This window comes from Pontibacter brevis (assembly GCF_054779655.1).
Genome location: NZ_BAAGXV010000081.1, coordinates 1 through 25,807 on the forward strand (window position 1 = coordinate 1; position 25,807 = coordinate 25,807).

The window sequence follows — 25,807 nt, forward strand, 5'->3', positions numbered from 1 at the left end:
GCACAAGGTCTTTTACCCTTTCCCATTGCTCGTTTGTCAACTCCATGAGAAACCAACATATTAACTCAAGCTGGGATTCCCATTTTTGAGATAGCCTCTAGTGTTTAGCTACTTACCAGGACGAAAGTTGCAAAAGACAGGAAGTTATTAGACAGTCTGACGGCCGCGTGCTTAAGATGCCGAAGCGTCAGCGAGGTTTCTTAAGCATTGTGTTGAGCAATCGTTTTTCTATTTCTTTATCTTACGCATGAAGATTTTAGCGTGTGAGCTGACTTCAATTTCAGCCGATTCTATTTCATAGCCTTCTTTCTTTAATGCTACAGTCATTGGAGGACACCCAAAGAACCCACCACTAATACTTCCTACTTCAAAATGACCTTGCGGGTCAGTATAGCCGAAGTCATTCTCGTCATTTTGTTTGTACACATACACGCTATCGAGCGGTTCAAGCGTCTCTTCGTCAAGTACAGTTCCATAAACTTCTTGAACACAGTCACATGAGCTTAAAAGGAAGAGTAGACCAAGTATAAGTGCAGTTCTTTTCAAATTCTATAATTACAAATGATGCTCAACGGTTTGTACTGCCTGAGCTCGAAGCGCAGCGAGAGTTTGGGCAGTGCTGGGTTAGGGTTTGATTTTCTACTGTTCAGGCTACCACTTTTTCTTCCGTTGCACAAAGTTCCTGCTGCTGAAATTCCGACTGCCGTTCCCATTATCCTGTTACAGCTGGCACGAAAGCTGGAATTTTGAGCTAAGACTGTGGTGGGTGCTGCAAAGCAATTTTTCCACGCATTCTACGACTTTACTACTTCTGCACGGTCTGCGGAAAATTCTTTTTTATTCCTGCATGGTCTGTACGTCAATTCCTTTTGCACGTCCTGCGGCAATTTCCTTTTTAATTCTGTACTGACCGCACGTCAAATCTTAATTCTAAAAGTATTGTACGTTAATTCATTACTTCTGCAACTGCTGATTTTTTACCTGCTCATTTAAACAAGCCAATGAGGAAAGAAATCATAAAGCCAAAAAGCAAAAGTCCAAAGAGTACAGCAAAGAAATTTAATGATAATAGCTTTCCTGCGTTACTATAGCTTCCTTCATATTTTTCTTCCAGTACTTTAGAAATGAGTTCTTTTCTCCTGTATCTTAATAGCAGGTATAGCCTTCCAATTCCAGATTGTAAAATATCGAAAAGTAAAAACTCCATTTCTTCTTTAATTTAATTTTACCCTAACGGTTAGTACATGCTATGGAGAGGCGTAGCCGAAACTAAAGCATGTGCAGTGTTGGTGGAAGGTATTCTTTAATGGAGTTTAAACCGTACTGGCAGAACAACTACTGTCCTTACCGCATCACCATTCAGTCTCCCAGGTTTCCACTCGTTCATTAAATTTATTACTCTCATTGCTTCTTCATCGAACTTTGGGCAGAGAGTTTTCAGATATTTTCTGTTGCTTACTGTGCCGTCCTTTTCAACTATCAATGAAATCATCACGCTCCCATTACAGTCTAAGCTTGGGACTGGCCACTTTAAATGCTTACTGACAAATCTTTGTATTTCGCCAATTTTATACTCTTTTTCATTAGTGACAAAAATTGGGTAAGTATCTACAACGGAATACACAATAGTATCAGAAATGACTGAAGGTTGAGCAACAGTCACTTCTAAGCTCAACCTTACCAAGCATATAGTTGCTACTAAAAATTTATACATGCCATTCAGTCTCATTTCAGAATTAGTTAATTACACTTACCACCAACTATGGTATAAACGGAAGTCTATTCCGTTTATCTGCACTATGTGCGGAAGTACAATAGCCTGCTTTTTCATCAGTTTTGCAGATTCAGCGGCCGTTTTATGTGCTTCCGACATAATATCTTTCTTAATCAATATAGTAAATCTTCTGGAATACACCTCCTCTTTCGCTTTATTTTAGCCCTAATACACAAAATTCTTACTGTTGAATTGTCGCCTTTTCAGGAAAGCATCTCTTTTACCTCCTGCTCATACCCCATGCACCTCTGTTCCAGGAGCAAATCAACGACAAAAACCCACCAGTGACAGTAGATACAGAACAACTTCAGTCCAATTCTCCCAGTACAGGCTATCCGTAAGTATCCGAATATATCCGAATAACTACGGCTACAGACTATTCAGAGCAACATCTGTAGCACCTACATTGGGAATCAGTAATGTCATAAGACGTTGGTTTAAGTTTCTTACCTATATAATGAGTGCAAAAGAGCAGCAAAAAGCAAATGGAGTAGAATTATAACTCAGCACCCAAGACTTTTAAATATTAAAAATTATTAATATATTTATACAAGCATGTAGAACAAGGCTTCTCCAACTATTCTATCAACATCAACCCTTCAAACCTAAGAATGCAGCAATACCTCCACTTCATCTTCCTGTTGATACTTCCATACCTTCACCAACAATCCGAAACAGAAACCATGAAATGGTCAGCGGAAGAGTTAGCAGCCGCTAATACTGGTAGAGATGCAGACTATCTGAATGATGTGGAGAAAGAGACTCTCTTCTACCTGAACCTGGCTCGGCTCTACCCACAGAAGTTTGTTAAGCTGGAGGTAGTTGAATACATGGGTACCCATAAATACGGAGCCTACCTTAAACGCTCTCCTTATAAGCAGTCACTGATAAAAGAAATGAACTCCATGCAAGCGATGGAGGCACTTATGCCAGACAAAGTTTTGACAGAGGCTGCAAAGTGCTTTGCCAAAGAATCAGGTATGTTGGGTAAGACAGGACACCATCGGGATAGGTGTCAGAAGGTGAATTATGCAGAGTGCTGCTCTTACGGTATGGACAATGGGAAAGATGTGGTGCTACAGCTACTGATAGACCATGGAGTGCCATCATTAGGTCACAGAAGGATTTGCTTCAACCCAGGGTACTCAAAGGCTGGACTTGGGTTTTACTTGCATACTAAGTGGGATGAATGCTTAGTGCTGGATATGATATAGCTATGCAACAGCCTTTCCATTCAAACATCATTCCTTCTATTTACAAGAGTTTAGCACACAGATTAGATATACTCAACACTATCTGATGAAAAAAACGCTTTGACGATAATCGTCACACTTTTGATTAAAATTTGACTAAACCTAAAAGAAAAAGCCTCAAATTGCTGATTATTAGCTATTTGAGGCTTTTACTATGCAGAGAGAGCGGGATTCGAACCCGCGATACCCTTTTGAGGTATACACACTTTCCAGGCGTGCTCCTTCAACCACTCGGACACCTCTCTGTTTGTAATGCAAAGATACAGCATTTAAAAGCAACTTTGCAAATGGAATGTGCAGCCAATTTTTCAACTATAAAGTTATTTCTCCACGCAGGTCCTGCATCAGCAGGTCTATCGTTTTGGCGGGCGTCAGGTCCTGCCCCAGCACAAACATTAATTTCGTAATGGCGGCCTCTGTCGTAATATCGGCTCCCCCAACTACCCCCATCTCCAGCAGGTACCTGCTGGTTTCGTAATGCCCCTGGTCTACGCGCCCTTCATCACACTGCGAAACATTCATGATAAGAATGCCCCGGTCAATAGCTTTTTTCAATAAATCCAGCAGCCAGGCTGATGTTGGAGCATTGCCGGCACCAAAAGTCTCCAGCACCACACCACGTAGCTCAGGAGTAGTTAAAATGCTTTTAACCACCTGAGGTGTAATGCCGGGAAACAGCTTTAGTATCGCCACGCGGTAATCTAAGTTATAGTGGGCTTTAAATGGCTTGTTTGTCTGGGGGCGAATGGCTGTCCGGTAATAATCGATGTTCACACCGGCTTTGGCCAGGATAGGGTGGTTTTCGGATTTAAAGGCACTGAACTGGGTGCTTTCCACTTTCTTAGCCCGGTTGCCCCGCAACAGCAGGTTATGGAAGTAAATGCATACCTCCGGCACCGCTCCTCCCCCGTCATCCTTGGTGGCAGCAATCTGCAGGGCTGTTATCAGGTTCTCGCGGGCATCGGTGCGCACGCGGCCAATGGGCACCTGCGCACCGGTAAAAATGACAGGCTTCTGTAAGTTCTCCAGCATATAGCTCAGGGCAGAGGCACTGTAGGCCATGGTATCAGTGCCATGCAGAATCACAAAGCCGTCGTAATCGTTATAGTTCTCCTCTACCAGTCGGGCCATCATCATCCAGTCGCCCAGGTTCACGTTAGATGAATCGATGGCGGGCTCGATGCTCACCACAGACAGCAGGTAATTGAACTGCCTTAACTCCGGCACTTTCTGCAGAATCTGGCTGAAGTTAAAAGGCACCAGGTGCTTGTGCTCCTCGTCGAATACCATACCAATGGTTCCACCTGTATAGATGATCATGATGGAAGCTTCAGGGTCCTGGGGAGTGGAAGTGCCTATGTTAACTCTTACAATCTTCATGGCTACAACTTAAATAATTTCAGCGCATTGGAAGTCGTTTTCTCAACTACCTCCTCCACTGGCTTCTGCACCAGTTCGGCGACACGCCGGGCCACCAAAGGCAGGTAAACAGGCTCATTGCGCTTGCCCCGGTGCGGTGTGGGTGCCAGGTAAGGGCAGTCTGTTTCCAGCACCAAATCGTCTAGCGACACGTGCGGCAGTACTTTGTCCAGTCCACCATTTTTAAAAGTTGCCACTCCACCTATCCCCATCAGAAAGCCCAGCTCCTTTACCTTCTCTGCCTCCTCCAGGGTGCCTGTAAAGCAATGGAAAACACCGCGAAGGGTACCGTCCTGTGCTGCCGATATAATCTCGTATGTTTCGTTAAAAGAGTCGCGGGTATGCAACACAATGGGCAACTGGTGTTTTTTGGCCAGCGCCACCTGCACCTTCAGCGCCTCCTGTTGCTGGAGCAGAAAGGTTTTATCCCAGTACAGGTCTATACCACATTCGCCTACCGCTGCAAATTTCCGTTTCTCCAGCCAATCCTCCACCAGGTACAGTTCCCGCTCAAAGTCTTTGTTCACAGAAGTCGGGTGCAGCCCCATCATCGGAATGCAGTGCTGCGGATATTTCTCCTCTGCCTCCAGCATCGCATCAATAGAAGTATGGTCTATGTTGGGCATATAGATGCGGGTTACTCCCTCCTCCTGTGCCCTTTCCATTGCATCGGCTCTGTCTTCGTCGAACTTTTCTGAGTAGATGTGTGCGTGTGAGTCAATCAATTGCATGGGTACCTCGGTAATTTTAAGTGAATCTTCAAAAGCAAAGGTCACACCTACGGATGAGGCGTACATTTGGCTCCTTGAACAAAGCTTAAATTTAATGTACCAACCTGATAAATACTATCATTCCCCTCATTTCTACCTTAAGCCGCACCTATCCTACAGGTCACCCTATACAACAAAATGCTGCTTCTTCTGCCAAATTCCCATACGTACCACTACGTAGGTATTTAAAGCACAACATGCTCTAAACAAATTTCGAATTTGCCATTTTTCAAAAAACTAAAATTTTCTTCCTTTCCAGGAAATGCGCAGCGGCAGGAAGAAATAGATGATGAGAATGACGGACGTCACCACGAGGTAAAACTCAAAAGCAACATAAAACCACCAGGGCGCCGACTGCCCCACCCTACGCAGGCAGACATGCACGTAAAGGCTTTGCAGCAGCAGTTTAAAAACAAAGATGGCCAGCGCTACCCCCACTGAGGTGTGGGCGAAAAAAGGCAGCAGCACCGGATAGTAAGCAGAGTGCAGAATAAAAATAACTGCCATGTAAAGCGGCAGGTGCATAGAGCCCCGCATCCAGCGTTTGCGCTGATGCAGGTAATCGATAAAGCGGTTGGCGGGTGTGGAAAGCGCTAAAACCCTTTTATCATAAATGTTCCGGAAGCCCCAGCCTTTTTTTATGATGGCATTAAAAATGGCCACGTCCTCGGTAACAGAGAACTTAATTCCCTCAAAGCCCCCCACGCTCTCATAGGCCTGACGGCGCAGCAGCATGTTGTTTCCCATGGTAGACACCGGTAGCTTCAAATCAGAGACTACCTGCATCAGCCCCAGTGCGTACAACCAGTCCATGGCCTGTAAGCGGGCCCAGAAGCTCTCCCCTTCAACAGAGGTAATGCCTGTCACCACACCTGTGTCTTCCTTTACCTCCGAGAGCATAGCCCGCACCCATTGTGGTGGCACGGCTATGTCGGCATCAGTATAAAAGAAAAAGCCTGAAGTAGCATAGCGGGTCAGTTGCGCCAGCACATTTGCTTTGCCCTTTGTGCTTCCTGTGCTTTGTGTGATGGAAATGCAGCGATAGCCGGGCCTGTCTTTGATAAACTGCTCTACCACGGCCCGGGTGGCATCCGTGGAGGCATCGTCTCCGATGAGCACTTCTACCTTTTCGGCAGGATAATCGAGCGCGGCAATGGCATGCAGGCAGCGCAGGATAGTATGTTCTTCGTTTCGGGCAGCAATCAGGATGCTGACGTGTGGCTGGTGCGTGGCCTTTAGGATATAGTGCTTGCGGTTAAAAAGAAGGAGGCTCAGCAGCCCCAGGAAAAGCAGAAAGTAAAGTATAAAGTAGATTACAGATACAATCATAAAGTGTCGAAGGTATAACCCAACCGCGAGAAGTGCTCCAGGAAGCGCGGCAGGGCATACATCATGCTGCGTTGGGCTTTCAGGCTGTCGTGAAATACGATGATGCTGCCGCTTTGGGTATGCTTCATCGCCATCTTCAGGCATTTTTCCGGGGAAAGGGCAGCGTCATAATCATTTGTGAGCATATCCCACATAATCAACTCGTAGTCCTCCCGGAGAACTGCTGCCTGTGCACTGGTGATGCGGCCATAGGGTGGCCTGAAAAGCTTTACACGCTGCCCCGGCTGTAGCTGCTCCAGCACCTGCTGGCATTTCGCTGTGTCTTGCAGGTAGTCCTCGAAAGGTGTTTTCCAGCCCTTGAGGTGATGGTAGGTATGGTTGGCCAGGAGGTGCCCCTGTGCCAGCGCCTGCTTTGCCACCTCCGGGTACTTAACAAGGTTCTCGCCCACACAAAAGAACGTGGCTTTTGCCCCGTACTTTTCCAGTTGCTCCAACACCCAGGGTGTTACCTCCGGAATAGGACCATCATCAAAGGTAAGGTACAGCTTTTTATCCTGCCCCGCCCGGTGCCAGGTATAGCCGGGCATCAGCTTTTTAAGAAGTGCAGGCGTTTTATAAAGGCGGATCAATTTGACTGTTGGTTGTTAGTTGTTGATTGTTTGCTCTTTGTAAAACGGCAGTGGTTAACACTTTTGTCTTTTAACAATAAACAATCAGCAATGTACTTTACTTAAAACGGCACGAAAGCAGCGTGATATCGTCGTTGAAGCTGACTTCTTCGTTGTAGAGGTTTATCTCGCGGAGCAGTTGCAGGTGCAACATTTTGGAACTGAGGAAACGGTTGCGCTTCAGGAACTCAATGGTGCCCTCAATACCAAACTCGGCCTCGTCCTCGTCAAACACCTCTGTCAGGCCATCGGTGTAGCAGAGCAGAACTGCGTTTTTAGGTACTGTTACTTTGGCAACCGACATAAACGGCAGCACATCGAACACCCCCAGCATGGTACAGCCCTCGTTCAGGAGCAGGTGCGTGTTGTTCTCGTACAGCAGAATGGGTGAGTTATGGCCGGCATTCACATAGCTGAGTTCGCGTGTCTGACGGTTGTAAAGTGCCAGGAAACAGGTAATAAACTTCTCCGCAATCGCGTTGCGGTAAATCAGGTTATTCAGTTCTGCCACCACCGTGTTCAGGTCCGACGTCTGCCGCAGAATGGTGCGCAGGCCGGCCTGGAAATTTGACATCAGCAGGGAGGCAGGTACGCCTTTACCGGAAACATCGGCCACACAAAACAGGAACTGGTCCTGATCTATTTCAATGAAATCGTAGTAATCGCCCCCGATCGAAGAATGCGGGATATAACTGGCATGGATGGCTACATCCGCATCGTTTGGCAGCGACTTCGGAAACAGCATCGTCTGTACTTCACGGGCAATCTCTATCTCCCTTCTGATGGACTCCTGTGCCAGCCGCTGCCGTGCCATCTTATGGTTCTCGATGGCTACCAGCATGATGTTACTCACCGTCTGCACAAAGCCCAGGGCACCTAAGTTGTGGTAATAAGGCTGAATTTTGCCAATCATGACAAAGGCCAGCACTTTGCTGTTGTGAAGTATCGGAATCACGATATCGAAGGTGCGCCACTTCTTGTCCACCTGCAGCTTGGAGGTCTTTGAAATCTCCTTGATGTTCATGATGGCATCCGGCAGGGGCTGCTTTGTGAAATCCTGTTCTGTACCGAAACACACCTTGCACTCCCATTGTTCATCGTGCACAAAAAGCACCAGGCGGCTGATCTGCAACTGAGCCAGCAGCGTAAACCGGTAAATCTTATACAAAGCCGGCTCCGGCAGGTTATCGTTGATAGCTTGCGTGATTTCAAGAAGGGCCGAAAGCTCCAACTTCTTCAGATTCAGTTCCTGCTGTGTGTTCGGTGTAGTGATATCAGGCATTTGAACTCGTGATTATTGAATTGCACCTATCCCGAAAGCCCTGGCTGTAGAAATTGTAAGCTTTAGCCCCTTTGCAGATACATATACCCGGTAAAACTACTAAAAAAAGATTATCCCCGGCAGCAAACACCTAAAAACCTTCAGTCCTTCTTATGCCGGTTCCAAAAAGATAGTTTTTTCGCACGCATGACCCACTACATCACATTGCCCCTGACAAAACCTGTGCAAACCCCTCGCTAAAAACCTGCCAGGCGTAATGGCTCAGAGGGAATTATGCGCTACTAAACCGGCTTTGGTTGCCAGGTAGTAGTAGTCGTGGCAATGCTGCCCAAAAGTTGCCTCGTCATACTCATGCTCGGTGTCCTGGTCAGGATAAAGGATCTTGACATACCCCCGCCTTATCAGCGACTGCAGGGCAGCACAAAGCTCCTCATCTGTGAGGGAGAGGGTGCTTCTTAAATCAGGGAAAGAGACTACAAAGTACAGTTCGTCCAGTACGTCGAATTCGTTATCACTCATGAGTTTCGGATTATTCTTCCTTTCCAGCGGTAGCGGCCCAGCAAACCACAGGTACCGGTAAACACCACGTAGGGCACGTACACAAACTGCAGCGGCAGCATATACCACAGATACCTTTTTTTGCCAAAAAAACCGAGAACGCGTTTTAAAAATAAGAAATCAACAGCAAATTTGGCAACGTAAGCCCCTGCAAATACCCATACAGAGAGGCTGTCGGCTATCACGAGGGGTATCGCTAAGAACAGCAGGAAATTAACCAGGAAAACAACCACGGCAATCAGTTGCACCGGAAGGCTCTGGTACGACTTCCACTTGCTGGCCCACCGTACCCGCTGATACACAAAGGAAATCAGGGTTTTACAGGCTGTAGTATAGACTATCGCTTTAGGGTTTTTTAAAAAAGCTACCCTGCCCGGATACTGCTCATGCACCTTGTGCAGCAGGAACTCATCGTCGCCGCTGGCAATTCCTTCATTGCCGGCAAAGCCTGCCACGCTGTCGAATATATCTTTGCGATAAGCCAGGTTGGCTCCGTTGCACATGTTGGGCTCTCCTACTCCGATGGAGGCTCCGCCAATCCCAATCAGGCTGGAAAACTCTACCAGCTGCATCTTCTCAAAAACTGTGTCAGTCTGATGAAAGCTGACAGGGCCACTGATAAAGTACGGCTGCTGCATCCGGTATACGTATGCATACTGCCGCAACCACTCCGGCCCTACCCGGCAGTCGCCGTCGGTTAGCACCAGCAACTCTCCCTGTGCCAGTTCCACCCCTTTCTGCACCCCTGCTTTTTTCAGCTGCATGGCCGGGTAATCTTTCAGCTGCAGCAGCCTGATTCTCATTGTGGAACCCAGCTTGTATTCATCTACAAGTTCAACTGTATTATCATCAGAATGATCATCCACCACCAGCACTTCGAGTAGATCCCTGGGGTACTGCTGCGCCTCCAGGTCCTGCAGCAGTAAAAGAATATTCTTCGCCTCGTTCCGTACCGGAATAATGACGCTGAGCCTGACGTCCGGGATATACCGGGCAGGTGCGTCAGAGACAGGTAAGTCCTGCCAGGCATCCCAGCGGCGCAGGATAATCCAGGCATAGGCCAGCAAGGCAAAAGAAAGCCACCAGGTCATGCTGCCACTCCCTTCCTGGTTAACCGGAGGTGCAGCACAAACACCAGGCCCACCGCACTTGGCACCGCGATGTTCAACAGCCATAAGCTCAGGCTGGCACTCAACACCTGCAGGCGCACCTGCCCCAACAAACCAAACAGGTACATAGCCGACAGCTCCCGCACGCCCAGGTCTGAGAGTAGGGAGACAGATGGCACTATGGACTTCAGAAAGAAGGTGCCCGACACGCCACTGATGTACTCGATCGGGCGCAGCTGTACCCCAAACAGCAGCAGCAGCAGCACAAACTGGATAAGGAACACGAAGTAGCGCCCCAACGAGAGCAGCAGCACCCTCGTCATCTCCGGAGAGGTATAAGCCGACATAACGGAAAGATACGACACGAACTTCCGCAGTGGCCGGATGCCTCCTACCACTGCCACCATGGCGCCTGCGTTATACAGCAGGAGCAAACTGGCCACATTCAGCCCCAGCAGCAGGACCATAACGCTCATGGAAACAGCAGGATACTGCGCCAGGTAAAAGCGGAAAATGAAGTACACCAGGCCAAATGAACCGGCCAGAATGGTTGCCACCAACTGGCAGAAACGGCCAATAAAAATAGCCCCAACGGCTCTGAGACGCTCCTCGCTCTTGAGCGCCAGCACACGGCCTGCATAATCACCAAGGCGGTTCGGGGTTACAAAGCCCAGGGTAAGGCCCACCATCACCGCGCGGTAAGCCTGCCTGAAGGACAAGTGCTCTATCTTCTGCCCCAGCAGTTGCCACTTTTTTGCTTCAAACCCCCAGTTAACAGGAATGAGAACCGCTGCCAGCACGACCAGGAAACGGCGTGGGCTCTGCAGCGCGTGCTGCAGTATACTGCTCCAGGTGAGGAGCGTGTCCGGAGCTGTGAAGATGGTATAGTAAAGCAGGTAGAACGTGAGCAGCACGACCAACGCCTTACCGGTTAGCAAAAGGAATTTTTTATTGCGATTGATGTTCAAGATAATGTCTTAATTTTGCAGACCTATGGCTTACTCTTCTGCACTACCCCCTAATAAATTCATTCTTGGTATTGACCCCGGCACACAGGTAATGGGCTATGGCCTCATTGAGGTGACGGGCTCAAAGGTACAGGTAGTGCAGTACGGTGTTATCCATTTAAAGAGCTACAGTAACCACGCCATCAAGTTAAAGAAAATATTCGACCGCGTGATACAGCTCATCGACGAGTACCTCCCCGACGAGCTGGCCATCGAGTCGCCTTTCTATGGCACAAACGTACAGAGCATGCTGAAGTTGGGTCGTGCACAGGGAGTTGCCATTGCCGCTGCCCTCTCCCGCGACATCCCGTATGTGGAGTATGCCCCGAAAAAAATCAAGCAATCCATCACAGGAAATGGCAATGCCTCCAAAGAACAGGTGGCCAGCATGCTGATGCAAATCCTGAAGATCCAGGATGCCCCTAAGCTCCTAGATGCCACCGATGCCCTGGGGGTGGCCCTTTGCCACCATTACCAGAAAGGAAACAATGCCAAGCAGGGCGGCAAATCCTGGAAATCCTTCCTCCTGGACAACCCGGAACGCTTGGCCAGCAAATAACCTCCAGAGAATCAAAAGAAACCATTTTTGTTGTTACAGGAGCAATTGAAAGACAGACACTCTTCCGCTGTCCGCTTTATAGAGAAGCAGTAGCGAAACAGTTATTTCAGGCATACCTGAAACATGGCCTCTGCCCTGATCTGAGTAAAGTTTCTCACTCCTCCCCTCTCCTACCCCCTGCTTTCTACAGGCAACTTCATGCTTTGACTGATGGCCACAGCTCCTTCGGAAGCAGCCTGGGCCGCCCTTAACTCCGGCTACCTCCACCAAAAGAAGTTTTGACATTAAATGTCCCTTTACCGGCTGCGGAAGGTAACATCAAGGCAATGCATACGTTAGGTTTCATAGATGTAAAACCTTAGCCAATACCTTGCAGGCTTTTCTTTCTATCATTTCAGCCATATATAAATTTCTATTACTTTTACGCTATTTCTTAATCAGCTGGTATCTTTCAAACCCCGCACTTCGCTCACGCCGTATGTGGAGGTAGGTCTTTTGGAAGATTACCCCTTTTTAACGGTATCAGTAAAGAGCTGGTAAACCGGTTTTACCAAACAGCTAAATGGATCAAAGCAATAAGAATACAAACACCAGCACCCGAACGCGCCGCTACCTTATTTCCAGAAGAGTGGACCGTATATTCCTGGAACTGCACCGGGTTTTTGCATTCAATGTCCGGTTTTTCAGGGAGTTGTTTTTCCCGCCTTATGAGTTTAAAGAGATCATCAAGCAGTGTTATGAAGTAGGAGTACGTTCGCTGCCCCTTATCTCCATTACCGGCTTCATTATCGGTATTGTATTCACAAACCAGTCAAGGCCCTCTCTCCAGGACTTCGGTGCCACGTCCCTGCTGCCAGCCCTTATCTCAGTAGCCATCATCAGGGCCATTGGCCCTCTGGTAACGGCAATTATTGCAGCCGGAAGGGTTGGCTCCAGCATAGGGGCTGAACTGGGCTCAATGCGGGTAACCGAACAGATTGACGCCATGGAAGTGTCGGCTACCAACCCTTTCAAGTTCCTGGTAGTAAGCCGTGTGCTGGCCACCACTTTTATGATTCCGGCCCTTACCATGTATACCACGCTGGTCTCACTGCTGGGTGGTTACCTGAACGTGCACCAGAACGAGCAGACCACCATCATCACTTTCTTTAACCAGGTATTTGACGCCATCACTTTTCTAGACATCATTGCTTCGTCTGTGAAGTCGGTGCTGTTCGGCTATACCATCGGCATGGTGGGTTGCTACAAAGGGTTTTATTCTTCTAAGGGTACAGAAGGTGTAGGAAAGGCTGCGAACACATCTGTGGTAACAGCTATGTTCCTGCTCTTTATCGAAGAACTTTTAGTAATGCAGGTTATTAACACTATTCGGGGGATGTAGAACATGATAGAGAAGCAACTAAATCCGAATATCGACAGGAGTAAAAAAGTTATCTATATAAGAGGGCTTGAAAAAGCCTTTGATGATAATGTGATTCTTAGAGGAGTGGACATGGACCTGTACAAAGGTGAAAACCTCGTCGTGCTGGGACGCTCTGGAACAGGTAAGTCTGTCCTGATAAAGATCATCTCGGGCTTGCTGCGTGCGGATGCCGGGGAGGTAAATGTGCTGGGGCAGGACGTCTGCTGCATCACGCCCAAAGAAATGGACAAGCTGCGCCTGAAGATTGGCTTCTCTTTCCAGAACAGCGCCCTCTACGACAGTATGACCGTGAAAGAGAACCTGGAGTTCCCGCTGGTGCGGCATGCCAAAGACATGACTGCGGCTGAGCGTGACAAACTCATTGATGTGGTGCTGGATGCTGTGGGCTTAAGAAAGGCCATTAACCAGATGCCCTCAGAGCTTTCCGGTGGCCAGCGCAAGCGCATTGGCATTGCCCGCACCCTTATCCTGCGCCCTGATATCATGCTGTATGATGAGCCTACCGCCGGTCTCGACCCCATAACTTGTATAGAAATCAACAACCTTATAAATGAAGTGCAAAGGCGGTTTAATACCTCCTCCATCATCATAACGCACGACCTTACCTGTGCCCGGGCTGTCGGTGACCGCCTGGTGATGCTGCTGGATGGTGAGTTTAAACGGGAAGGTACCTTTGAAGAAGTTTTCGCTACGGATGATGAGCGAGTTCAAGCATTTTACAATTACAATTTTTCAGAATAAATGAGCACTGCAGACAATAAACGCGCCATAATAGTAGGCATTTTCGTGTTCCTGGGCATCGTGATACTGGTGACCGCGATTTTCACACTGGCTGGTCAACAAAAGCGCTTTATCAGCACGATATCCCTTAATGCTGTTTTCGATGACGTAGGCGGCCTGAAAACAGGTAACAACGTCTGGTTTTCAGGTGTGAAAATAGGCACGGTAAAAAGCATCAAATTATTTGGGGAGTCCCAGGTGCTGGTTACCTTAAACGTGGAAGAGGCCACCCAGCAGTATATCCGGAAAAACGCTGTTGCCAGGATCAGCTCTGAGAGTTTTATCGGGAACAAGAACATTGTAATAGAGGGCGGCACCCAGGAAGCCCCCCCGGTAGAGGATGGTGACCGCATTACGGCTGTAAACCCACTCAACACCGACGACCTCATGGAGACGCTACAGCAGAACAATGAGAACCTCGTGGCCATTACAGGTGACCTGAAGCTGCTTACCTCCAGAATAGTGCAGGGCCAGGGTACCATTGGGAAGCTTTTAACAGACTCTACCATGGCCAACGATTTCGAAGCCATGGTGAACAACCTGCAGCAGACTTCCCGTAACGCTGTAGGCGCATCCAGGGAACTGTCGCGGTTTACTTCGAAGCTGAACACTCCCGGTGGCCTGGCAGACGAAGTATTGACAGATACAGCTGTTTATGCCCAGATAAGAAGGTCGATGGCGCAACTGGAAGAAGCAACAACCTCAGCTGCAGCCTTAGCAGAGAACCTCCGCGAAACCAGCACCAGGCTGAACAATGAAAGCAATGCGGTGGGTGTACTACTGAGCGATGAGGAATTTGCCCGCAACCTGAAAAGCACCATGCAAAACCTGGAGACCAGCACAGAGAAGTTCGACGAGAACATGGAAGCGCTTCAAAGCAATATCCTGTTCAGGGGCTTCTTCAGGAGACGAGCTAAGGAAGAAGTCAGGCAACAGGAAGCACAACAGGAACAGCAGCAAATACAGCAGCCGCAGGAACAGTAAAAGATTAAAAAGTAAAAGAGAAAGGGTTAGCGTGTCATACGCTAACCCTTTCTCTTTATTATTACCTGTACTGACTAACCTTTCATACAGTTGGTGAAAACACAACAGCGGCGTTTATCCGGCTTACCCAGGGAATGTCTTTGCCAGTTAAAAGACACAGCAAGAGCGGGTGCTCCTCCTGTTATTCCTGAACCTACCCTTGGTAGGCAGCCTTGATCTTTTCTGCTGTTTCTTCAAACTCCTCTTTGCTGAACTTCTGCTTATTGGCAAAGTTCATGTCCTGCATGCTGTTAAGCGGGATAAGGTGCACATGGGCGTGCGGCACTTCCAGGCCAACCACGGCCACGCCTATCCGCTTACATGGAACTGCCTTTTCAACAGCCACGGCCACTTTTTTGGCAAAAGCCATCAGGCCCAGGTAGAGGTCATCCTCCAGGTCAAAGAGGTAGTCAATCTGTTGCTTCGGTATTACCAGCGTGTGGCCTTTTGTGGTCGGAAATACATCTAAAAAGGCAAGATAGCGGTCGTCCTCTGCTATTTTATAAGCAGGAATCTCGCCGTTCACAATCTTTGTAAATATCGAAGTCTCCATGGTTTATCGGCTTATTTCTAGGATCTCAAACTGAATTTTACCGGCAGGAACTGTTATTTCGGCCACATCCCCTACTGACTTGCCTAAAAGGCCCTTGCCAATCGGCGATTTAACAGAAATCTTGCCCGCCGCCAGGTTTGCCTCTTCTTCTGCCACCAAAGTATAGTCTACTACCATGTTGTTCTTCAGGTTTTTGAGCTTCACTTTCGACAGGATAAGGGCTTTGCTCGTATCCAGGTTCGACTCGTCAATCAGGCGGGCATTGCCTACAATCTCCTCCATCTTGGCAATCTTCAGTTCCAGGTGGCCCTGCGCATCCTTTGCTGCATCATACTCTGCATTCTCGCTCAAGTCACCTTTGTCGCGTGCTTCAGCTAATTGGCGTGCCACCTCGGCACGACCTTTTGTTTTGAGCTCAGCTAGTTCGTCTTTCAGTTTCTGCAAACCTTCTGCTGTGTAATAGGAAATCTTGCTCATATCAGTTCTTACGTTTAAAACACAAAAACAAAAAGAACGGTTATGGCCTGCATAACCGTTCTTTTTGCCAAATATATAATTTATTTTATCTATTCTGCGCGGCGGCTGGCATAGGCTCTATGCAGCCGACAACGTATGGCATACGTTTTATTTTAATCCGACAATAAAGCCATGGGCAACTCCCTGAGGCTTCCTGTTTAGCAAATATACAAAATTTGGAACACAAGTAGCAAGAGGGGGTGAAATGTTGGTTGCTCACCCCAAAGCCACAAATGAACTACCAATAGCCAGCAATCAAAGCACAAGCAATTAACTACCAACAAGGACTGCCTGGATCTTCTCTACCAGCACCTCGTTGATTTTAACATAGGATTCATGCGTCCAGCCAGCGATATGGGGCGTAAGGATAACGTTGTCGGCAGATGCCAGGTAACTGAAGTTCTCCTGCTGGGCTGCAGTAAGCGTCTTCAGCTTTTCGTTTTCCAGCACGTCGAGTGCTGCGCCTTTTACTTTCCCTGATTTAAGGTGCTGCACCAGCGATGCCTGATCCACCACATCACCGCGGGAGGTATTCAGAAACCAGATGGGTTTACGGAACCCAACAAAGAAGCCGTCGTTCGCTAACCCAAGGTTCTCTGGTATGTAAGGAATATGCATGCTCACAATATCTGCCTCGGCCTGTATCTCCTCCAGAGACGCACAGGCTACAGGCGCACCTACTTTTTCAGGAGAAAACCGGTCGTAAGCCAGTATGCGGCAGCCAAACCCACTCAGCACCCGGGCAAAGCTCTGCCCCATGTTGCCGTAGCCGATGATGCCTACTGTTTGACCGCTTATCTCCTCACCACGGTTCTCCTCCCGCAGCCACACCTTTTCCCGCACCTGTTTGTCGCTACGGGTTATGTTGCGCACCAGCGACAGGAGCACACCCAAGGTAAACTCCCCTACTGCCTGCCGGTTTCCTTCATTTGCGCCTATCAGTGCTATTCCCCGCTCCTGCAGTGCCTGCGCATCAATGTTGTCGACGCCCGCTCCTGCCCTTGCCACAAACTTCAACTGCTTAGCCAATTCTAATGTCCCGGCACTGATGCGCATTTTGCTCCGCACGATCAAGCCATTGGAGTCTGCCAGCGCTTCCCGCACTTCAGTTGGTTTAATATCCGGCCGGTAATCCGACTCAGCGCCAATACTTTCCAGCAGTTGAAAAATACTGGGGTGCATCTCATCAATGATTAGAATTCGTGTAGCGGGTGAAGCCATACAGTATAAGGATTTGTTTGCTAGTATCGTGCTATAGGTGCTTGCAGAGCACTGTCCTTTTGCCCGGATGGCTTCCTCCACCTCCCCGACTTGCTCCGTGTTATCTCTGCCTGCTATAATATTAAATATGCTCCTGTATTAATTGTGTGAGGGCCACAAAATCAGCTACCGACAGTTGCTCTGCCCGCTTGTCGAAAACAGGCTGCGCCGTTGCTTCAGGCGGCAGGTTAAAGCTCCGCAGGGAGTTACGCAGGGTTTTACGGCGCGTTCCGAAGCTCAATTTTACCACCTGCTTAAACAGGTCCTCATCACAGTCCAGCCTTTCCACCTTATTGCGTACCAGGCTTATGACGGCCGACTTCACTTTGGGCGGCGGGTGGAACACATGCTCGCTCACGGTAAACTTATAGTCGATGGTATAAAAGGCCTGCAGCAGCACACTCAGAATGCCGTAAGCCTTGGACCCCGGAGGCGAAGCCAGGCGCTCTGCCACCTCCTTCTGTATCATACACACCACCTCCGGCACCGCATCGCGGTGCTCCAGCACCTTAAAGAAAATCTGGCTGGAAATGTTGTAAGGGAAATTACCAATGATGGCAAACTTATCAGGAAACAGGCTGCTCAGGTCCGTCTTCAGAAAGTCGGCAGAAATAATACGGTCACCTAAAACAGGAAAATGCTCCTGCAGGTAGGCGATGGATTCGCGGTCGATGTCCAGCACGGTGGTGCGGTATTCCGGGTGCTGCAGAAGGTACTGCGTCAGCACGCCCATGCCCGGGCCAATCTCCAGCACATCTTTCACCCCCTGTGGCAGTGTCAGCTGCTCTACTATCTTTACCGCAATGTTCTGGTCTACCAGGAAATGCTGGCCCAGGTGCTTCTTTGGACTTACTTTGCTCACGTGCTATTTCTTTAAGGATTTGAGCCAAAGAGTATACTTTTCAGCTCAGATGCGTTATATTTTTTGTGCGACAGCTACATTTTGCTGCTGCGGCAGCAGGTTTTCGCATTACGTATTATACTTACTATATTGCGGTCCCAAAGATACAAACGACAGATGCCAACACAACTTAAATACGACACAAGCTTAAGCAAAAACACTGATCTGGCTATTATTGTAGCTGCAGACCAGGCTGCTCAGCTGCCCGAACTGCAGCCCGAAGAGCAGCAGTATGTGCAACAGCAGGTACAGCAGGAGGCTAAAGTGGTTTCCCTGAACCGTTACTCGCACCGCGTATACGTGGTGGTGGCGCCTGACGGCAAAACAGAAACTGCAAAAAAAGAGGCCCTGCGACAGGCAGGACACGCCCTGCTAAAGCAACTGAAAGCCGATAAAGCAGCGCAGATAACCGTGCTGGACAAAACGGCTTCGGAGGCAAGCCTGTACCTGGCGGAGGGCCTGTACCTGAGCAATTACCAGTTTCAGAAGCACAAAACAAAAGATGCCAAGCCCAGTACGCTGCAAACCATCACTGTCGCAGACGAAAATGTAAGCGGGCAGGCGGTACAGGAACTGGCAAACTTGCTGAAGGCCGTGTACAAGGTGCGCGACCTGGTAAATGAGCCACACAGCCACCAGTCGGCCACGCAGTTCAGCGAACAACTGGAGGCATTAGGCCAGGAAGCCGGCTTCACGACTCAGGTGCTGGACCTGATAAAGATACAGTCACTGAAGATGGGTGGCCTGATTGCTGTGAACCAGGGCAGCGAAGAGCCCGCTACATTCAACATACTGGAATGGAAGCCTGAGAACGCAAAGAACACAAAGCCATACGTGCTGGTGGGCAAAGGCGTGGTATACGACACAGGAGGCCTGAGCCTGAAGCCAACCCCCAACTCCATGGACTACATGAAGTCTGACATGGCAGGAGCCGCCGCAGTTACAGGCATTCTGTATGCAATCGCTAAAAACCAGCTTCCGCTTCATGTTATTTGCCTTATACCTGCAACGGACAACCGCCCTGGCGGCAACGCTGTAGCGCCGGGCGATGTGATAACGATGCACAACGGCATGACCGTGGAGGTGCTGAACACAGACGCAGAAGGCCGCCTGATACTGGCCGATGCCCTGAGCTTTGCCAAAAAGTACAACCCGGAGCTAGTGATAGACTTCGCTACCCTGACGGGTTCCGCCATGCGTGCTGTTGGCAAAGAAGGCTTAGTGGTGATGGGCACAGCCAGCGACGAAGTAATGGCAGGCCTGAAGAAAGCAGGAGACAACGTATACGAGCGCACAGTAGAATTCCCACTGTGGGACGAATATAAAAAGCAGCTGGACTCAGATATAGCCGACCTGAAAAACCTCGGTGGTGCGGATGCCGGCCATATCACAGCCGGTAAGTTCCTGGAGGCTTTCACAGAGTATTCCTGGGTTCATTTTGACATAGCAGGTACCGCTTATCTTCACAGCGAAGACTCCTACCGTGGCAAACTAGCCACCGGTTCAGGTGTCCGGCTTGTCTACAACTACCTAAGTGCATTTGCTCGATAAACAAACCATGGATAATAAATTCAAAGTAAAACTAGGTATCAGCATCGGCGACACCAACGGCATCGGCCCGGAGGTAGTGGTTAAAACCCTTGCTGACCAGCGCATCCTCAATTTCTGCACCCCGGTTATTTACGCCTCCGCAAACCTGCTGAAGCAGGTACGAAAAGCACTTCGGGAGGAACATTTCCAGTTTCAGGAAACGGAGTCAGCACAGGCACTGGTGCCAAGAAAGGTAAATGCCATTGCGTGCTGGGAGCATGAACCGGAGTTAACCCCGGGCAACCCAACACCCGCATCGGGCAAAGCTTCCCTGGACTCGCTGCAGGCAGCCTGCCGGGACCTGAAAGCCGGTTTACTGGACGGGCTTGTAACGGCTCCTATCAATAAAGACAATATCCAATCAGAAGACTTCCGCTTTCCGGGGCACACCGAGTTTCTGACCTCTTACTTTGATGCGCCTGAGAGCCTGATGCTGCTCGTAAGCGAAGGCCTGCGGGTAGCTACCGTGACGGGCCACATGCCTGTAAAAGAAGTGTCATCCAGGATAACGGAGGAACTGCTAATTCGGAAAATGACCATTCTCCTGGATTCACTTCAAAAAGACTTTGGAATTCAGAAACCACGGATAGCGGTGCTGGGCCTCAACCCCCATGCCGGGGAGCAGGGATTGCTGGGGCGCGAAGAAGTGGAAATCATCAGGCCGGCTGTAATGCACATGAAAGAGCGCGGGCACCTGGTGTTTGGCCCCTACCCTGCCGACGGCTTCTTCGGGATGCGCCAGTTCAACCAGGTAGATGCCGTGCTGGCCATGTACCACGACCAGGGACTGATTCCTTTCAAGACACTGGCTTTCGAGAACGGCGTGAATTATACGGCAGGATTACCTGTTGTGCGCACCTCTCCGGACCACGGCACAGCCTATGATATTGCCGCTAAGCACACTGCAAGTGAAACCTCTTTCCGGGAAGCGCTGTTTCTGGCCTACGACATTATCAGAAAGCGCCAGGCAGCGGCAATGCCTGCAGTATAATTGAGAGAGAATATTTTATTTCTCAGAAATATGTTCTAATTTTGCGTCTTGCAATAAAAAGTCGAGTGTGAAAAAGGAAAGAGATTATGAAATCGGCATCGCCAAACTTAGCAACAAGAAGCACTTGTATGAGTTTGAGCTGAATGACTCTTTCTTCGATCTTTTCGGGAAAGACATCATTCTTGGCGGCAACTTAATTGCACATGTTGAGCTGGACAAAACGGAGTCTATGCTGTCCTTCCTCATGGATATCAAAGGGCATGTTCGCCTTATCTGCGACAGAAGCTTGGACGAATTTGACTATCCGATTGATGAGCAGGGCACCTTTCGCATCAAGTACGGCGAGGAAAACGCTGAACTGGATGATGATCTGTGGCAGATAACACCGAACACGCAGTCCATCAACATAGCACAGCACCTGTACGATTACATCGGGCTGGCAGTGCCAATGAAGAAGCTGCACCCACGCTTTGAAGAGGAAACGGACGAGGACAACGATCAGGACATCCTGATTTACTCTTCCCGCAACACTTCAGGTGGCGAAGATGAGGACGACGATGACGACGAGGATGTTGATCCGCGTTGGGACGCCCTCCGGAACTTAAATTAATGAATTTCAGAAGTATAAAATAAACACAAGTTAATTATTTAAAAAATGGCACATCCTAAACGTAAGATTTCGAAGACCAGAAGAGATAAGAGAAGAACTCATTACAAACTCTCTGAGAAAGCCATTGCACTTTGCCCAACTACAGATACTCCTCACCTGTACCACCACGCGTATGTGGTAGAAGGCGACCTGTACCACAAAGGCAAACTGGCAATCAGGAATTATACAGCTAACGCGCAGTAAGTTTAGCTTGCTTTAGTTTTAGTTCTGTATAATCTCCAAAACACCCCCTGTAAATGAGAATCGCTTTAGACGCCATGGGCGGCGATTTTGCACCTGAAGCTATCGTGAAGGGTGCATTACTTGCTGCTCAGGAGCTTAAAAATGATGAGGTTATCCTACTCATTGGTAAGGAAGACGTTATCCATTCACTGCTCAAAGAAAACGGTTACACTGGCAGCAACATCTCCGTGATGCATGCCCCCCAGGTAATTGAGATGGGGGAACACCCCACCAAAGCACTAACACAGAAGCCTGACTCGAGCATAGCCCTTGGCTATGGCTTGTTAAAGGCGCAGAAGGCCGACGCCTTCTGCAGTGCCGGAAATACCGGTGCGATGCTGGTGGGTGCTATGTTCAGTGTTAAAGCGGTGGAAGGTGTGTTAAGGCCATCTATAGCGAGCTTTGTGCCTAAACTAAGTGGGGGCTTTGGTGTGATTCTGGATGTAGGAGCAAATGCTGACTGCAAGCCGGAAGTGCTGGAGCAGTTTGGAGAACTGGGTTCACTTTATGCCGAGCATGTGCTCGATATCAAGAACCCGAAAGTTGGCCTGATGAACCTGGGCGAAGAGGAAGGCAAAGGTACCGTGAACACACAGGCTGCTCACCAGCGCCTGAAAGTGAACAAAAGCATCAACTTTATCGGTAACATAGAAGGTCGTGACCTTTTCAATGATAAGGCTGATGTCATTGTGTGCGACGGCTATACAGGAAACATCATCCTGAAAATGGCAGAGTCACTTTACGACATCCTGAGCGAGAAAGGAATAAAAGACCCGTTCTTCGACAAGTTTAATTATGAAGCTGCCGGCGGCAGCCCGATTCTGGGCATCAACGGCAATGCCGTGATTGGCCATGGCGTGTCCAGCCCAAGGGCAGTATGCAACATGGTACTACAGGCCCAGAAAATGGCAGCATCAAATCTTTCAGAACGTTTCAAGAAAAACTATAGCGTTTAAAATCACACCTTAACATGTGATTTTCATGATAAAACTGGCATAATCTGCATCGGTAATCTTTTTAAGAAACTGACGGGTTATGCCACTTTTTTTTTACTTAAATTGCCTCCCTAAATCATCATTACCCAAATAAAAATCTGAAATGAGTAAAATTACTGCTGCCATAACAGGCGTGAGTGGCTATGTTCCTGAATATGTGCTCACAAACAAAGAGCTCGAGACAATGGTTGAGACGAATGATGAATGGATAACCTCCCGTACCGGCATCAGAGAAAGACGGATTCTGAAAGGTGAAAACATGGGAACGTCTCAAATCGCCATACCAGCAGTAAAAGAATTGCTCAGAAAAACGAATACCCGGCCTGAAGAAGTAGACCTGCTGATTTGTGCCACCACGACACCAGACATGGTGTTCCCGGCAACAGCCAACATCATAACAGCAGAAATAGGTGCCGTAAACGCATTTGGCTACGACCTGCAGGCTGCGTGCTCCGGTTTCCTTTTTGCCCTTGCCACAGGTTCTAAATTTGTGGAGTCCGGCCAGTACAAGAAGGTCGTGATTGTGGGAGCCGATAAAATGTCCTCCATCATTGACTACACCGACAGAACTACCTGTATCATCTTTGGCGACGGAGGTGGCGCTGTTATGCTGGAGCCGAATACAGAAGGCCTCGGTGTACAAGACCAGGTACTGAAGTCTGACGGTTCAGGAGCGCCTTTCCTGCACATGAAGGCCGGTGGAAGCCGCAGACCAGCCACGCACGAAACCGTAGATGCCCGTGAGCACTACGCCTTCCAGGAAGGACAGCAGGTGTTTAAATTCGCTGTGAAAGGTATGGCTGATGTATCTGCTGAAGTTATGGAGCGCAACAACCTGACCGGCGATGATGTGGCCTGGCTGGTGCCGCACCAGGCAAACAAGCGCATCATTGAGGCCACTGCCAACCGTATGGGGCTTAGCAACGACAAAGTGATGCTGAACATCCACAAATACGGAAACACCACCAGCGGCACCATTCCGCTCTGCCTGTGGGAGTATGAAAGCCAGATGAAAAAAGGCGACAACATTATCCTGGCTGCCTTTGGCGGAGGCTTTACTTGGGGTTCCATTTACCTGAAGTGGGCGTACGATACAGAACAGGCCTAAACAGCATCAAATAATCTAATCTGAAAAGGTGGCTTCCGGGGAGGCCGCCTTTTTTATTGTTCATCCCCCTGCTGTTACTTCTTTTACAGCGCGAGCGTGTCACCCCTGTTCGTGCTCAAACCCAACCGCCTCCAAGCTATTCAGCCCAACAGGTCAGAGGCCTGGGACAGTAGTAACATGAGAGAATTCTTGTATCCTGGACTTATACAAAAGCCAAAAGAGGAAGGGCCGCCACACAAATGTGCGCCGGCCCTTCCTCTTTATACTATGTCCTGCAGGTGCAGTTTACGGCATATAAGATACATCTACTCTGAACCTGGAGTCAATAGCGCCCAGCTTCTGGTAGGCCTTCTTTGATACGCGCACAATGACTTTATCATTTGCGCCTGTGTCAGGAAGTTTTCCGATAACACGCACGTAAACCACCTGTCCGTTCATGGCGTTCTTCACCTGCATGATCGTGCCAACAGGCGCTGTCTTGTGCAGTGCCAGGTACTTATTAGTATCGGCTTTCGGGTCTATCATTTCGGCCATACCACTTTCCATGACCTTTTTTACGCCAGAGGCACTTTCTTCAGCCTCTTCCGGTGCAGCAGGTGTTGTAGAAGCAACTGGTGTTGCAGCCGGAGCAGCCTCAGCAGCACTTGTGGAAGCAGCGGTAGTGACAGGTGTAGCGGTCGTTTCAGTTGATTTGGTCAGCACCATCTCGTCATCTGCTTCAGGCATGTAGACGGGTTGCTTTGTTGCCTGTGCAGCGCCTTTGCCCACGATAAGCTTGGAGCCAACACTAATGCTGTTATCGGCAAGGTTGTTCCAGCGCCTGATGTCTTCCACAGCCACACCGTGCATCTTTGAAATAGAGTAAAGCGTTTGGCGTGGCTCTACCGTATGGATTTTATTGCCGGCCTCACTTACTGTATAAGTACGGCTGCTTACCGCAGGGGCAGCAGGCGTAGCTTTTGCAGCCGAAGCTACCGCGTTGGCAGGAAATGACTTGCGGGGTATCAACACTACTTCGCCGATTTTAATAGTAGTTTCTACTGTTGGGTTTGCTTCCACTATCTGCGAAACCGGCACGTTGTATTTTCTTGAAAGGGCATAAAGAGTTTCTTTTGGATCTACTTTATGCTGCACAAAGAGCTTTCCGTTTTTGCGCTCCACTCCAATGGAGTCGCGAACAGCTGACACATCCAGGGCGTTGGCAGAAAAAGAAAGCAGGGGTGCTACTAAGAGTGTGGTGAAAAAAGATCGTACCATGGCTAAAGATTACTATGCTAAAAGTCGATATACCTCTAAAATGGCTTTATTCCGTATGAAGTATAAATCGTGCATAAAGATAAAAAAAGTATCTGAACCAATGCCACTTAATCCGCCCGCAAGTTGCTCTTTTAGCATTAAATTCCCTTCCAAATCAAACACAGCGACATAATTCTCCAGCGTATCGGCGACTGTCCGTTCATAGTAACTTAACACCAGCGCCGTATCCGTTTCAGCATATTCCAGGGCCTGAACAGCCGCTACATCAAGTTGAGCTGCCAGGAAATCTTTTAACTCGCTATAGTAAGGCTCTCCCTCCAGGTAAAGAGAAGGAAACACAGCCCGCCCGAAGCGGGTGTGGCTGAAGTTTGCCACCTCTCCTGCCGCCTGCTCCTGCGGAATGCCTGTTCTGAGTGACTTTCCTGAATGCCGCTGCAGCTCCTCAAACTGGGCCTCGGGTGCAGCGGCAGGATAAGCTATCACCCCCTCCACCGAAAAACCGTAGAAAGCCAGTTCCGGCATCTCCCATGCTACCTCACCCGATGCCGCGGCAACAGCTTTGATGCCTTTATGTTGGCCAACCCTGCGGTCGCCGTAGCCATGCAGGAACAGGAAGCCATCCTGCACGTCTTCCAGTCCCTGCCACCAGTTCTGGGCTTGTGGCAGGGGCAGCAGCTTTAAGGTGAACGTGGAGGTGCTTAAGGTATAAAAAGAGGCCAGCAACAGATCGGCATCGCGCACTTCCAGTGCCAGGAGGTTTGCAGCACTGTCGAGGCGGATGCGCCACACA

General features: G+C 49.0%; 28 protein-coding genes and 1 tRNA gene. 11 read left to right on the forward strand and 18 right to left on the reverse strand.

Annotation, left to right across the window (positions count from 1 at the left end):
- Window positions 1-228: 228 nt before the first annotated feature.
- The 3 genes from ACYVB1_RS16770 to ACYVB1_RS16780 all read right to left on the reverse strand — a co-directional run bounded on the left by ACYVB1_RS16770 (window position 229) and on the right by ACYVB1_RS16780 (window position 1,729).
- On the reverse strand, window positions 229-546 hold the full coding sequence (locus tag ACYVB1_RS16770; RefSeq protein WP_460924948.1) for a peptidase associated/transthyretin-like domain-containing protein: 318 nt from the start codon (window positions 544-546) through the stop codon (window positions 229-231).
- A gap of 439 nt (window positions 547-985) precedes the next feature.
- A complete protein-coding gene (locus ACYVB1_RS16775) occupies window positions 986-1,207 on the reverse strand; it encodes a hypothetical protein (RefSeq protein WP_460924949.1) in 222 nt (73 codons plus the stop codon).
- A gap of 96 nt (window positions 1,208-1,303) precedes the next feature.
- Window positions 1,304-1,729: an energy transducer TonB gene (locus ACYVB1_RS16780; RefSeq protein ID WP_460924950.1), complete on the reverse strand. Its 426-nt coding sequence runs from the start codon at window positions 1,727-1,729 to the stop codon at window positions 1,304-1,306.
- Window positions 1,730-2,457: 728 nt separating this feature from the next.
- On the opposite strand from ACYVB1_RS16780, the gene ACYVB1_RS16785 reads away from it, so the two are divergent.
- Window positions 2,458-2,988, forward strand: a complete 531-nt coding sequence (locus tag ACYVB1_RS16785; RefSeq protein WP_460924951.1) for a CAP domain-containing protein — start codon at window positions 2,458-2,460, stop codon at window positions 2,986-2,988.
- A 196-nt stretch (window positions 2,989-3,184) separates the two neighbouring features.
- Here ACYVB1_RS16785 and ACYVB1_RS16790 read toward each other — a convergent pair.
- From ACYVB1_RS16790 to ACYVB1_RS16830, 9 genes are all read right to left on the reverse strand, one after another.
- Window positions 3,185-3,272 (reverse strand) — tRNA-Ser (locus ACYVB1_RS16790).
- Between the two features lie 67 nt (window positions 3,273-3,339).
- The gene (locus ACYVB1_RS16795) at window positions 3,340-4,407 is read right to left on the reverse strand and encodes an asparaginase (RefSeq protein WP_460924952.1); all 1,068 of its coding nucleotides are present in this window, start codon (window positions 4,405-4,407) and stop codon (window positions 3,340-3,342) included.
- A gap of 2 nt (window positions 4,408-4,409) precedes the next feature.
- Entirely contained in the window at window positions 4,410-5,177 is a 768-nt protein-coding gene (locus ACYVB1_RS16800) for a TatD family hydrolase (protein WP_460925004.1), read from the reverse strand.
- A 276-nt stretch (window positions 5,178-5,453) separates the two neighbouring features.
- Window positions 5,454-6,545, reverse strand: coding sequence for a glycosyltransferase (locus ACYVB1_RS16805; protein ID WP_460924953.1), 1,092 nt, complete (start codon window positions 6,543-6,545; stop codon window positions 5,454-5,456).
- The gene (locus ACYVB1_RS16810; protein WP_460924954.1) at window positions 6,542-7,132 is read right to left on the reverse strand and encodes a polysaccharide deacetylase family protein; all 591 of its coding nucleotides are present in this window, start codon (window positions 7,130-7,132) and stop codon (window positions 6,542-6,544) included. Before ACYVB1_RS16810 ends, ACYVB1_RS16805 begins: the two co-directional genes overlap by 4 nt.
- A gap of 139 nt (window positions 7,133-7,271) precedes the next feature.
- Window positions 7,272-8,495, reverse strand: coding sequence for a PP2C family protein-serine/threonine phosphatase (locus ACYVB1_RS16815; protein WP_460924955.1), 1,224 nt, complete (start codon window positions 8,493-8,495; stop codon window positions 7,272-7,274).
- 261 nt (window positions 8,496-8,756) lie between these two features.
- Entirely contained in the window at window positions 8,757-9,014 is a 258-nt protein-coding gene (locus ACYVB1_RS16820; RefSeq protein WP_460924956.1) for a hypothetical protein, read from the reverse strand.
- Window positions 9,011-10,228 carry a glycosyltransferase gene (locus tag ACYVB1_RS16825; RefSeq protein WP_460924957.1) on the reverse strand — a complete coding sequence of 406 codons (1,218 nt, stop codon included), beginning with the start codon at window positions 10,226-10,228 and terminating at the stop codon, window positions 9,011-9,013. Before ACYVB1_RS16825 ends, ACYVB1_RS16820 begins: the two co-directional genes overlap by 4 nt.
- Window positions 10,141-11,130 (reverse strand): lysylphosphatidylglycerol synthase domain-containing protein, encoded by a 990-nt coding sequence (locus tag ACYVB1_RS16830; RefSeq protein WP_460924958.1) that lies wholly within the window; start codon window positions 11,128-11,130, stop codon window positions 10,141-10,143. The genes ACYVB1_RS16825 and ACYVB1_RS16830 overlap by 88 nt, the downstream gene beginning before the upstream one ends.
- A 25-nt stretch (window positions 11,131-11,155) precedes the next feature.
- Between ACYVB1_RS16830 and ruvC the strand changes: the two genes are divergently transcribed.
- The 4 genes from ruvC to ACYVB1_RS16850 all read left to right on the forward strand — a co-directional run bounded on the left by ruvC (window position 11,156) and on the right by ACYVB1_RS16850 (window position 14,915).
- On the forward strand, window positions 11,156-11,728 hold the full coding sequence (ruvC, locus tag ACYVB1_RS16835; RefSeq protein ID WP_460924959.1) for a crossover junction endodeoxyribonuclease RuvC: 573 nt from the start codon (window positions 11,156-11,158) through the stop codon (window positions 11,726-11,728).
- 562 nt (window positions 11,729-12,290) lie between these two features.
- The gene (locus ACYVB1_RS16840) at window positions 12,291-13,109 is read left to right on the forward strand and encodes an MlaE family ABC transporter permease (protein ID WP_460924960.1); all 819 of its coding nucleotides are present in this window, start codon (window positions 12,291-12,293) and stop codon (window positions 13,107-13,109) included.
- A 3-nt stretch (window positions 13,110-13,112) separates the two neighbouring features.
- Complete coding sequence (locus tag ACYVB1_RS16845) at window positions 13,113-13,892, forward strand: ABC transporter ATP-binding protein (protein WP_460924961.1); 780 nt, start codon at window positions 13,113-13,115, stop codon at window positions 13,890-13,892.
- Window positions 13,893-14,915 carry an MlaD family protein gene (locus ACYVB1_RS16850; protein ID WP_460924962.1) on the forward strand — a complete coding sequence of 341 codons (1,023 nt, stop codon included), beginning with the start codon at window positions 13,893-13,895 and terminating at the stop codon, window positions 14,913-14,915. It abuts the gene before it with no gap.
- A 193-nt stretch (window positions 14,916-15,108) separates the two neighbouring features.
- On the opposite strand, the gene ACYVB1_RS16855 is transcribed toward ACYVB1_RS16850, so the two are convergent.
- The 4 genes from ACYVB1_RS16855 to rsmA form a co-directional block, all read right to left on the reverse strand.
- Window positions 15,109-15,507 carry an HIT family protein gene (locus ACYVB1_RS16855; RefSeq protein ID WP_460924963.1) on the reverse strand — a complete coding sequence of 133 codons (399 nt, stop codon included), beginning with the start codon at window positions 15,505-15,507 and terminating at the stop codon, window positions 15,109-15,111.
- A 3-nt stretch (window positions 15,508-15,510) separates the two neighbouring features.
- Window positions 15,511-15,984, reverse strand: a complete 474-nt coding sequence (greA, locus tag ACYVB1_RS16860) for a transcription elongation factor GreA (RefSeq protein ID WP_460924964.1) — start codon at window positions 15,982-15,984, stop codon at window positions 15,511-15,513.
- Between the two features lie 309 nt (window positions 15,985-16,293).
- Window positions 16,294-17,244, reverse strand: coding sequence for an NAD(P)-dependent oxidoreductase (locus ACYVB1_RS16865; RefSeq protein ID WP_460924965.1), 951 nt, complete (start codon window positions 17,242-17,244; stop codon window positions 16,294-16,296).
- A 121-nt stretch (window positions 17,245-17,365) separates the two neighbouring features.
- Window positions 17,366-18,145 carry a 16S rRNA (adenine(1518)-N(6)/adenine(1519)-N(6))-dimethyltransferase RsmA gene (rsmA, locus tag ACYVB1_RS16870; RefSeq protein ID WP_460924966.1) on the reverse strand — a complete coding sequence of 260 codons (780 nt, stop codon included), beginning with the start codon at window positions 18,143-18,145 and terminating at the stop codon, window positions 17,366-17,368.
- Window positions 18,146-18,301: 156 nt separating this feature from the next.
- On the opposite strand from rsmA, the gene ACYVB1_RS16875 reads away from it, so the two are divergent.
- The 6 genes from ACYVB1_RS16875 to ACYVB1_RS16900 all read left to right on the forward strand — a co-directional run bounded on the left by ACYVB1_RS16875 (window position 18,302) and on the right by ACYVB1_RS16900 (window position 23,760).
- A complete protein-coding gene (locus ACYVB1_RS16875; RefSeq protein ID WP_460924967.1) occupies window positions 18,302-19,735 on the forward strand; it encodes a leucyl aminopeptidase family protein in 1,434 nt (477 codons plus the stop codon).
- A gap of 7 nt (window positions 19,736-19,742) precedes the next feature.
- The gene (gene pdxA / locus ACYVB1_RS16880; protein ID WP_460924968.1) at window positions 19,743-20,765 is read left to right on the forward strand and encodes a 4-hydroxythreonine-4-phosphate dehydrogenase PdxA; all 1,023 of its coding nucleotides are present in this window, start codon (window positions 19,743-19,745) and stop codon (window positions 20,763-20,765) included.
- Between the two features lie 67 nt (window positions 20,766-20,832).
- A complete protein-coding gene (locus ACYVB1_RS16885) occupies window positions 20,833-21,375 on the forward strand; it encodes a YceD family protein (protein WP_460924969.1) in 543 nt (180 codons plus the stop codon).
- Between the two features lie 45 nt (window positions 21,376-21,420).
- Window positions 21,421-21,618 (forward strand): 50S ribosomal protein L32, encoded by a 198-nt coding sequence (gene rpmF, locus ACYVB1_RS16890; RefSeq protein ID WP_460924970.1) that lies wholly within the window; start codon window positions 21,421-21,423, stop codon window positions 21,616-21,618.
- A 53-nt stretch (window positions 21,619-21,671) separates the two neighbouring features.
- Window positions 21,672-22,613: a phosphate acyltransferase PlsX gene (plsX, locus tag ACYVB1_RS16895; protein ID WP_460924971.1), complete on the forward strand. Its 942-nt coding sequence runs from the start codon at window positions 21,672-21,674 to the stop codon at window positions 22,611-22,613.
- A gap of 142 nt (window positions 22,614-22,755) precedes the next feature.
- Complete coding sequence (locus ACYVB1_RS16900; RefSeq protein ID WP_460924972.1) at window positions 22,756-23,760, forward strand: beta-ketoacyl-ACP synthase III; 1,005 nt, start codon at window positions 22,756-22,758, stop codon at window positions 23,758-23,760.
- Window positions 23,761-24,045: 285 nt separating this feature from the next.
- Here ACYVB1_RS16900 and ACYVB1_RS16905 read toward each other — a convergent pair whose 3' ends face one another.
- Both ACYVB1_RS16905 and ACYVB1_RS16910 read right to left on the reverse strand, forming a co-directional pair.
- Window positions 24,046-25,017 (reverse strand): DPBB and LysM peptidoglycan-binding domain-containing protein, encoded by a 972-nt coding sequence (locus tag ACYVB1_RS16905; RefSeq protein WP_460924973.1) that lies wholly within the window; start codon window positions 25,015-25,017, stop codon window positions 24,046-24,048.
- 12 nt (window positions 25,018-25,029) lie between these two features.
- Window positions 25,030-25,806 (reverse strand): DUF4905 domain-containing protein, encoded by a 777-nt coding sequence (locus tag ACYVB1_RS16910; RefSeq protein WP_460924974.1) that lies wholly within the window; start codon window positions 25,804-25,806, stop codon window positions 25,030-25,032.
- Window position 25,807: the final 1 nt, after the last annotated feature.

What these genes read in the sequence shown, in the direction of transcription:
- ACYVB1_RS16775 (WP_460924949.1), bottom strand. Translation starts at nt 1,207, where the DNA reads ATGGAGTTTTTACTTTTCGATATTTTACAATCTGGAATTGGAAGGCTA.
- ACYVB1_RS16780 (WP_460924950.1), bottom strand. Translation starts at nt 1,729, where the DNA reads ATGAGACTGAATGGCATGTATAAATTTTTAGTAGCAACTATATGCTTG.
- ACYVB1_RS16785 (WP_460924951.1), top strand. Translation starts at nt 2,458, where the DNA reads ATGAAATGGTCAGCGGAAGAGTTAGCAGCCGCTAATACTGGTAGAGAT.
- ACYVB1_RS16795 (WP_460924952.1), bottom strand. Translation starts at nt 4,407, where the DNA reads ATGAAGATTGTAAGAGTTAACATAGGCACTTCCACTCCCCAGGACCCT.
- ACYVB1_RS16800 (WP_460925004.1), bottom strand. Translation starts at nt 5,177, where the DNA reads ATGCAATTGATTGACTCACACGCACACATCTACTCAGAAAAGTTCGAC.
- ACYVB1_RS16805 (WP_460924953.1), bottom strand. Translation starts at nt 6,545, where the DNA reads ATGATTGTATCTGTAATCTACTTTATACTTTACTTTCTGCTTTTCCTG.
- ACYVB1_RS16810 (WP_460924954.1), bottom strand. Translation starts at nt 7,132, where the DNA reads ATGCCCGGCTATACCTGGCACCGGGCGGGGCAGGATAAAAAGCTGTAC.
- ACYVB1_RS16815 (WP_460924955.1), bottom strand. Translation starts at nt 8,495, where the DNA reads ATGCCTGATATCACTACACCGAACACACAGCAGGAACTGAATCTGAAG.
- ACYVB1_RS16820 (WP_460924956.1), bottom strand. Translation starts at nt 9,014, where the DNA reads ATGAGTGATAACGAATTCGACGTACTGGACGAACTGTACTTTGTAGTC.
- ACYVB1_RS16825 (WP_460924957.1), bottom strand. Translation starts at nt 10,228, where the DNA reads ATGGCTGTTGAACATCGCGGTGCCAAGTGCGGTGGGCCTGGTGTTTGT.
- ruvC (WP_460924959.1), top strand. Translation starts at nt 11,156, where the DNA reads ATGGCTTACTCTTCTGCACTACCCCCTAATAAATTCATTCTTGGTATT.
- ACYVB1_RS16840 (WP_460924960.1), top strand. Translation starts at nt 12,291, where the DNA reads ATGGATCAAAGCAATAAGAATACAAACACCAGCACCCGAACGCGCCGC.
- ACYVB1_RS16845 (WP_460924961.1), top strand. Translation starts at nt 13,113, where the DNA reads ATGATAGAGAAGCAACTAAATCCGAATATCGACAGGAGTAAAAAAGTT.
- ACYVB1_RS16850 (WP_460924962.1), top strand. Translation starts at nt 13,893, where the DNA reads ATGAGCACTGCAGACAATAAACGCGCCATAATAGTAGGCATTTTCGTG.
- ACYVB1_RS16855 (WP_460924963.1), bottom strand. Translation starts at nt 15,507, where the DNA reads ATGGAGACTTCGATATTTACAAAGATTGTGAACGGCGAGATTCCTGCT.
- greA (WP_460924964.1), bottom strand. Translation starts at nt 15,984, where the DNA reads ATGAGCAAGATTTCCTATTACACAGCAGAAGGTTTGCAGAAACTGAAA.
- ACYVB1_RS16865 (WP_460924965.1), bottom strand. Translation starts at nt 17,244, where the DNA reads ATGGCTTCACCCGCTACACGAATTCTAATCATTGATGAGATGCACCCC.
- ACYVB1_RS16875 (WP_460924967.1), top strand. Translation starts at nt 18,302, where the DNA reads ATGCCAACACAACTTAAATACGACACAAGCTTAAGCAAAAACACTGAT.
- pdxA (WP_460924968.1), top strand. Translation starts at nt 19,743, where the DNA reads ATGGATAATAAATTCAAAGTAAAACTAGGTATCAGCATCGGCGACACC.
- rpmF (WP_460924970.1), top strand. Translation starts at nt 21,421, where the DNA reads ATGGCACATCCTAAACGTAAGATTTCGAAGACCAGAAGAGATAAGAGA.
- plsX (WP_460924971.1), top strand. Translation starts at nt 21,672, where the DNA reads ATGAGAATCGCTTTAGACGCCATGGGCGGCGATTTTGCACCTGAAGCT.
- ACYVB1_RS16900 (WP_460924972.1), top strand. Translation starts at nt 22,756, where the DNA reads ATGAGTAAAATTACTGCTGCCATAACAGGCGTGAGTGGCTATGTTCCT.
- ACYVB1_RS16905 (WP_460924973.1), bottom strand. Translation starts at nt 25,017, where the DNA reads ATGGTACGATCTTTTTTCACCACACTCTTAGTAGCACCCCTGCTTTCT.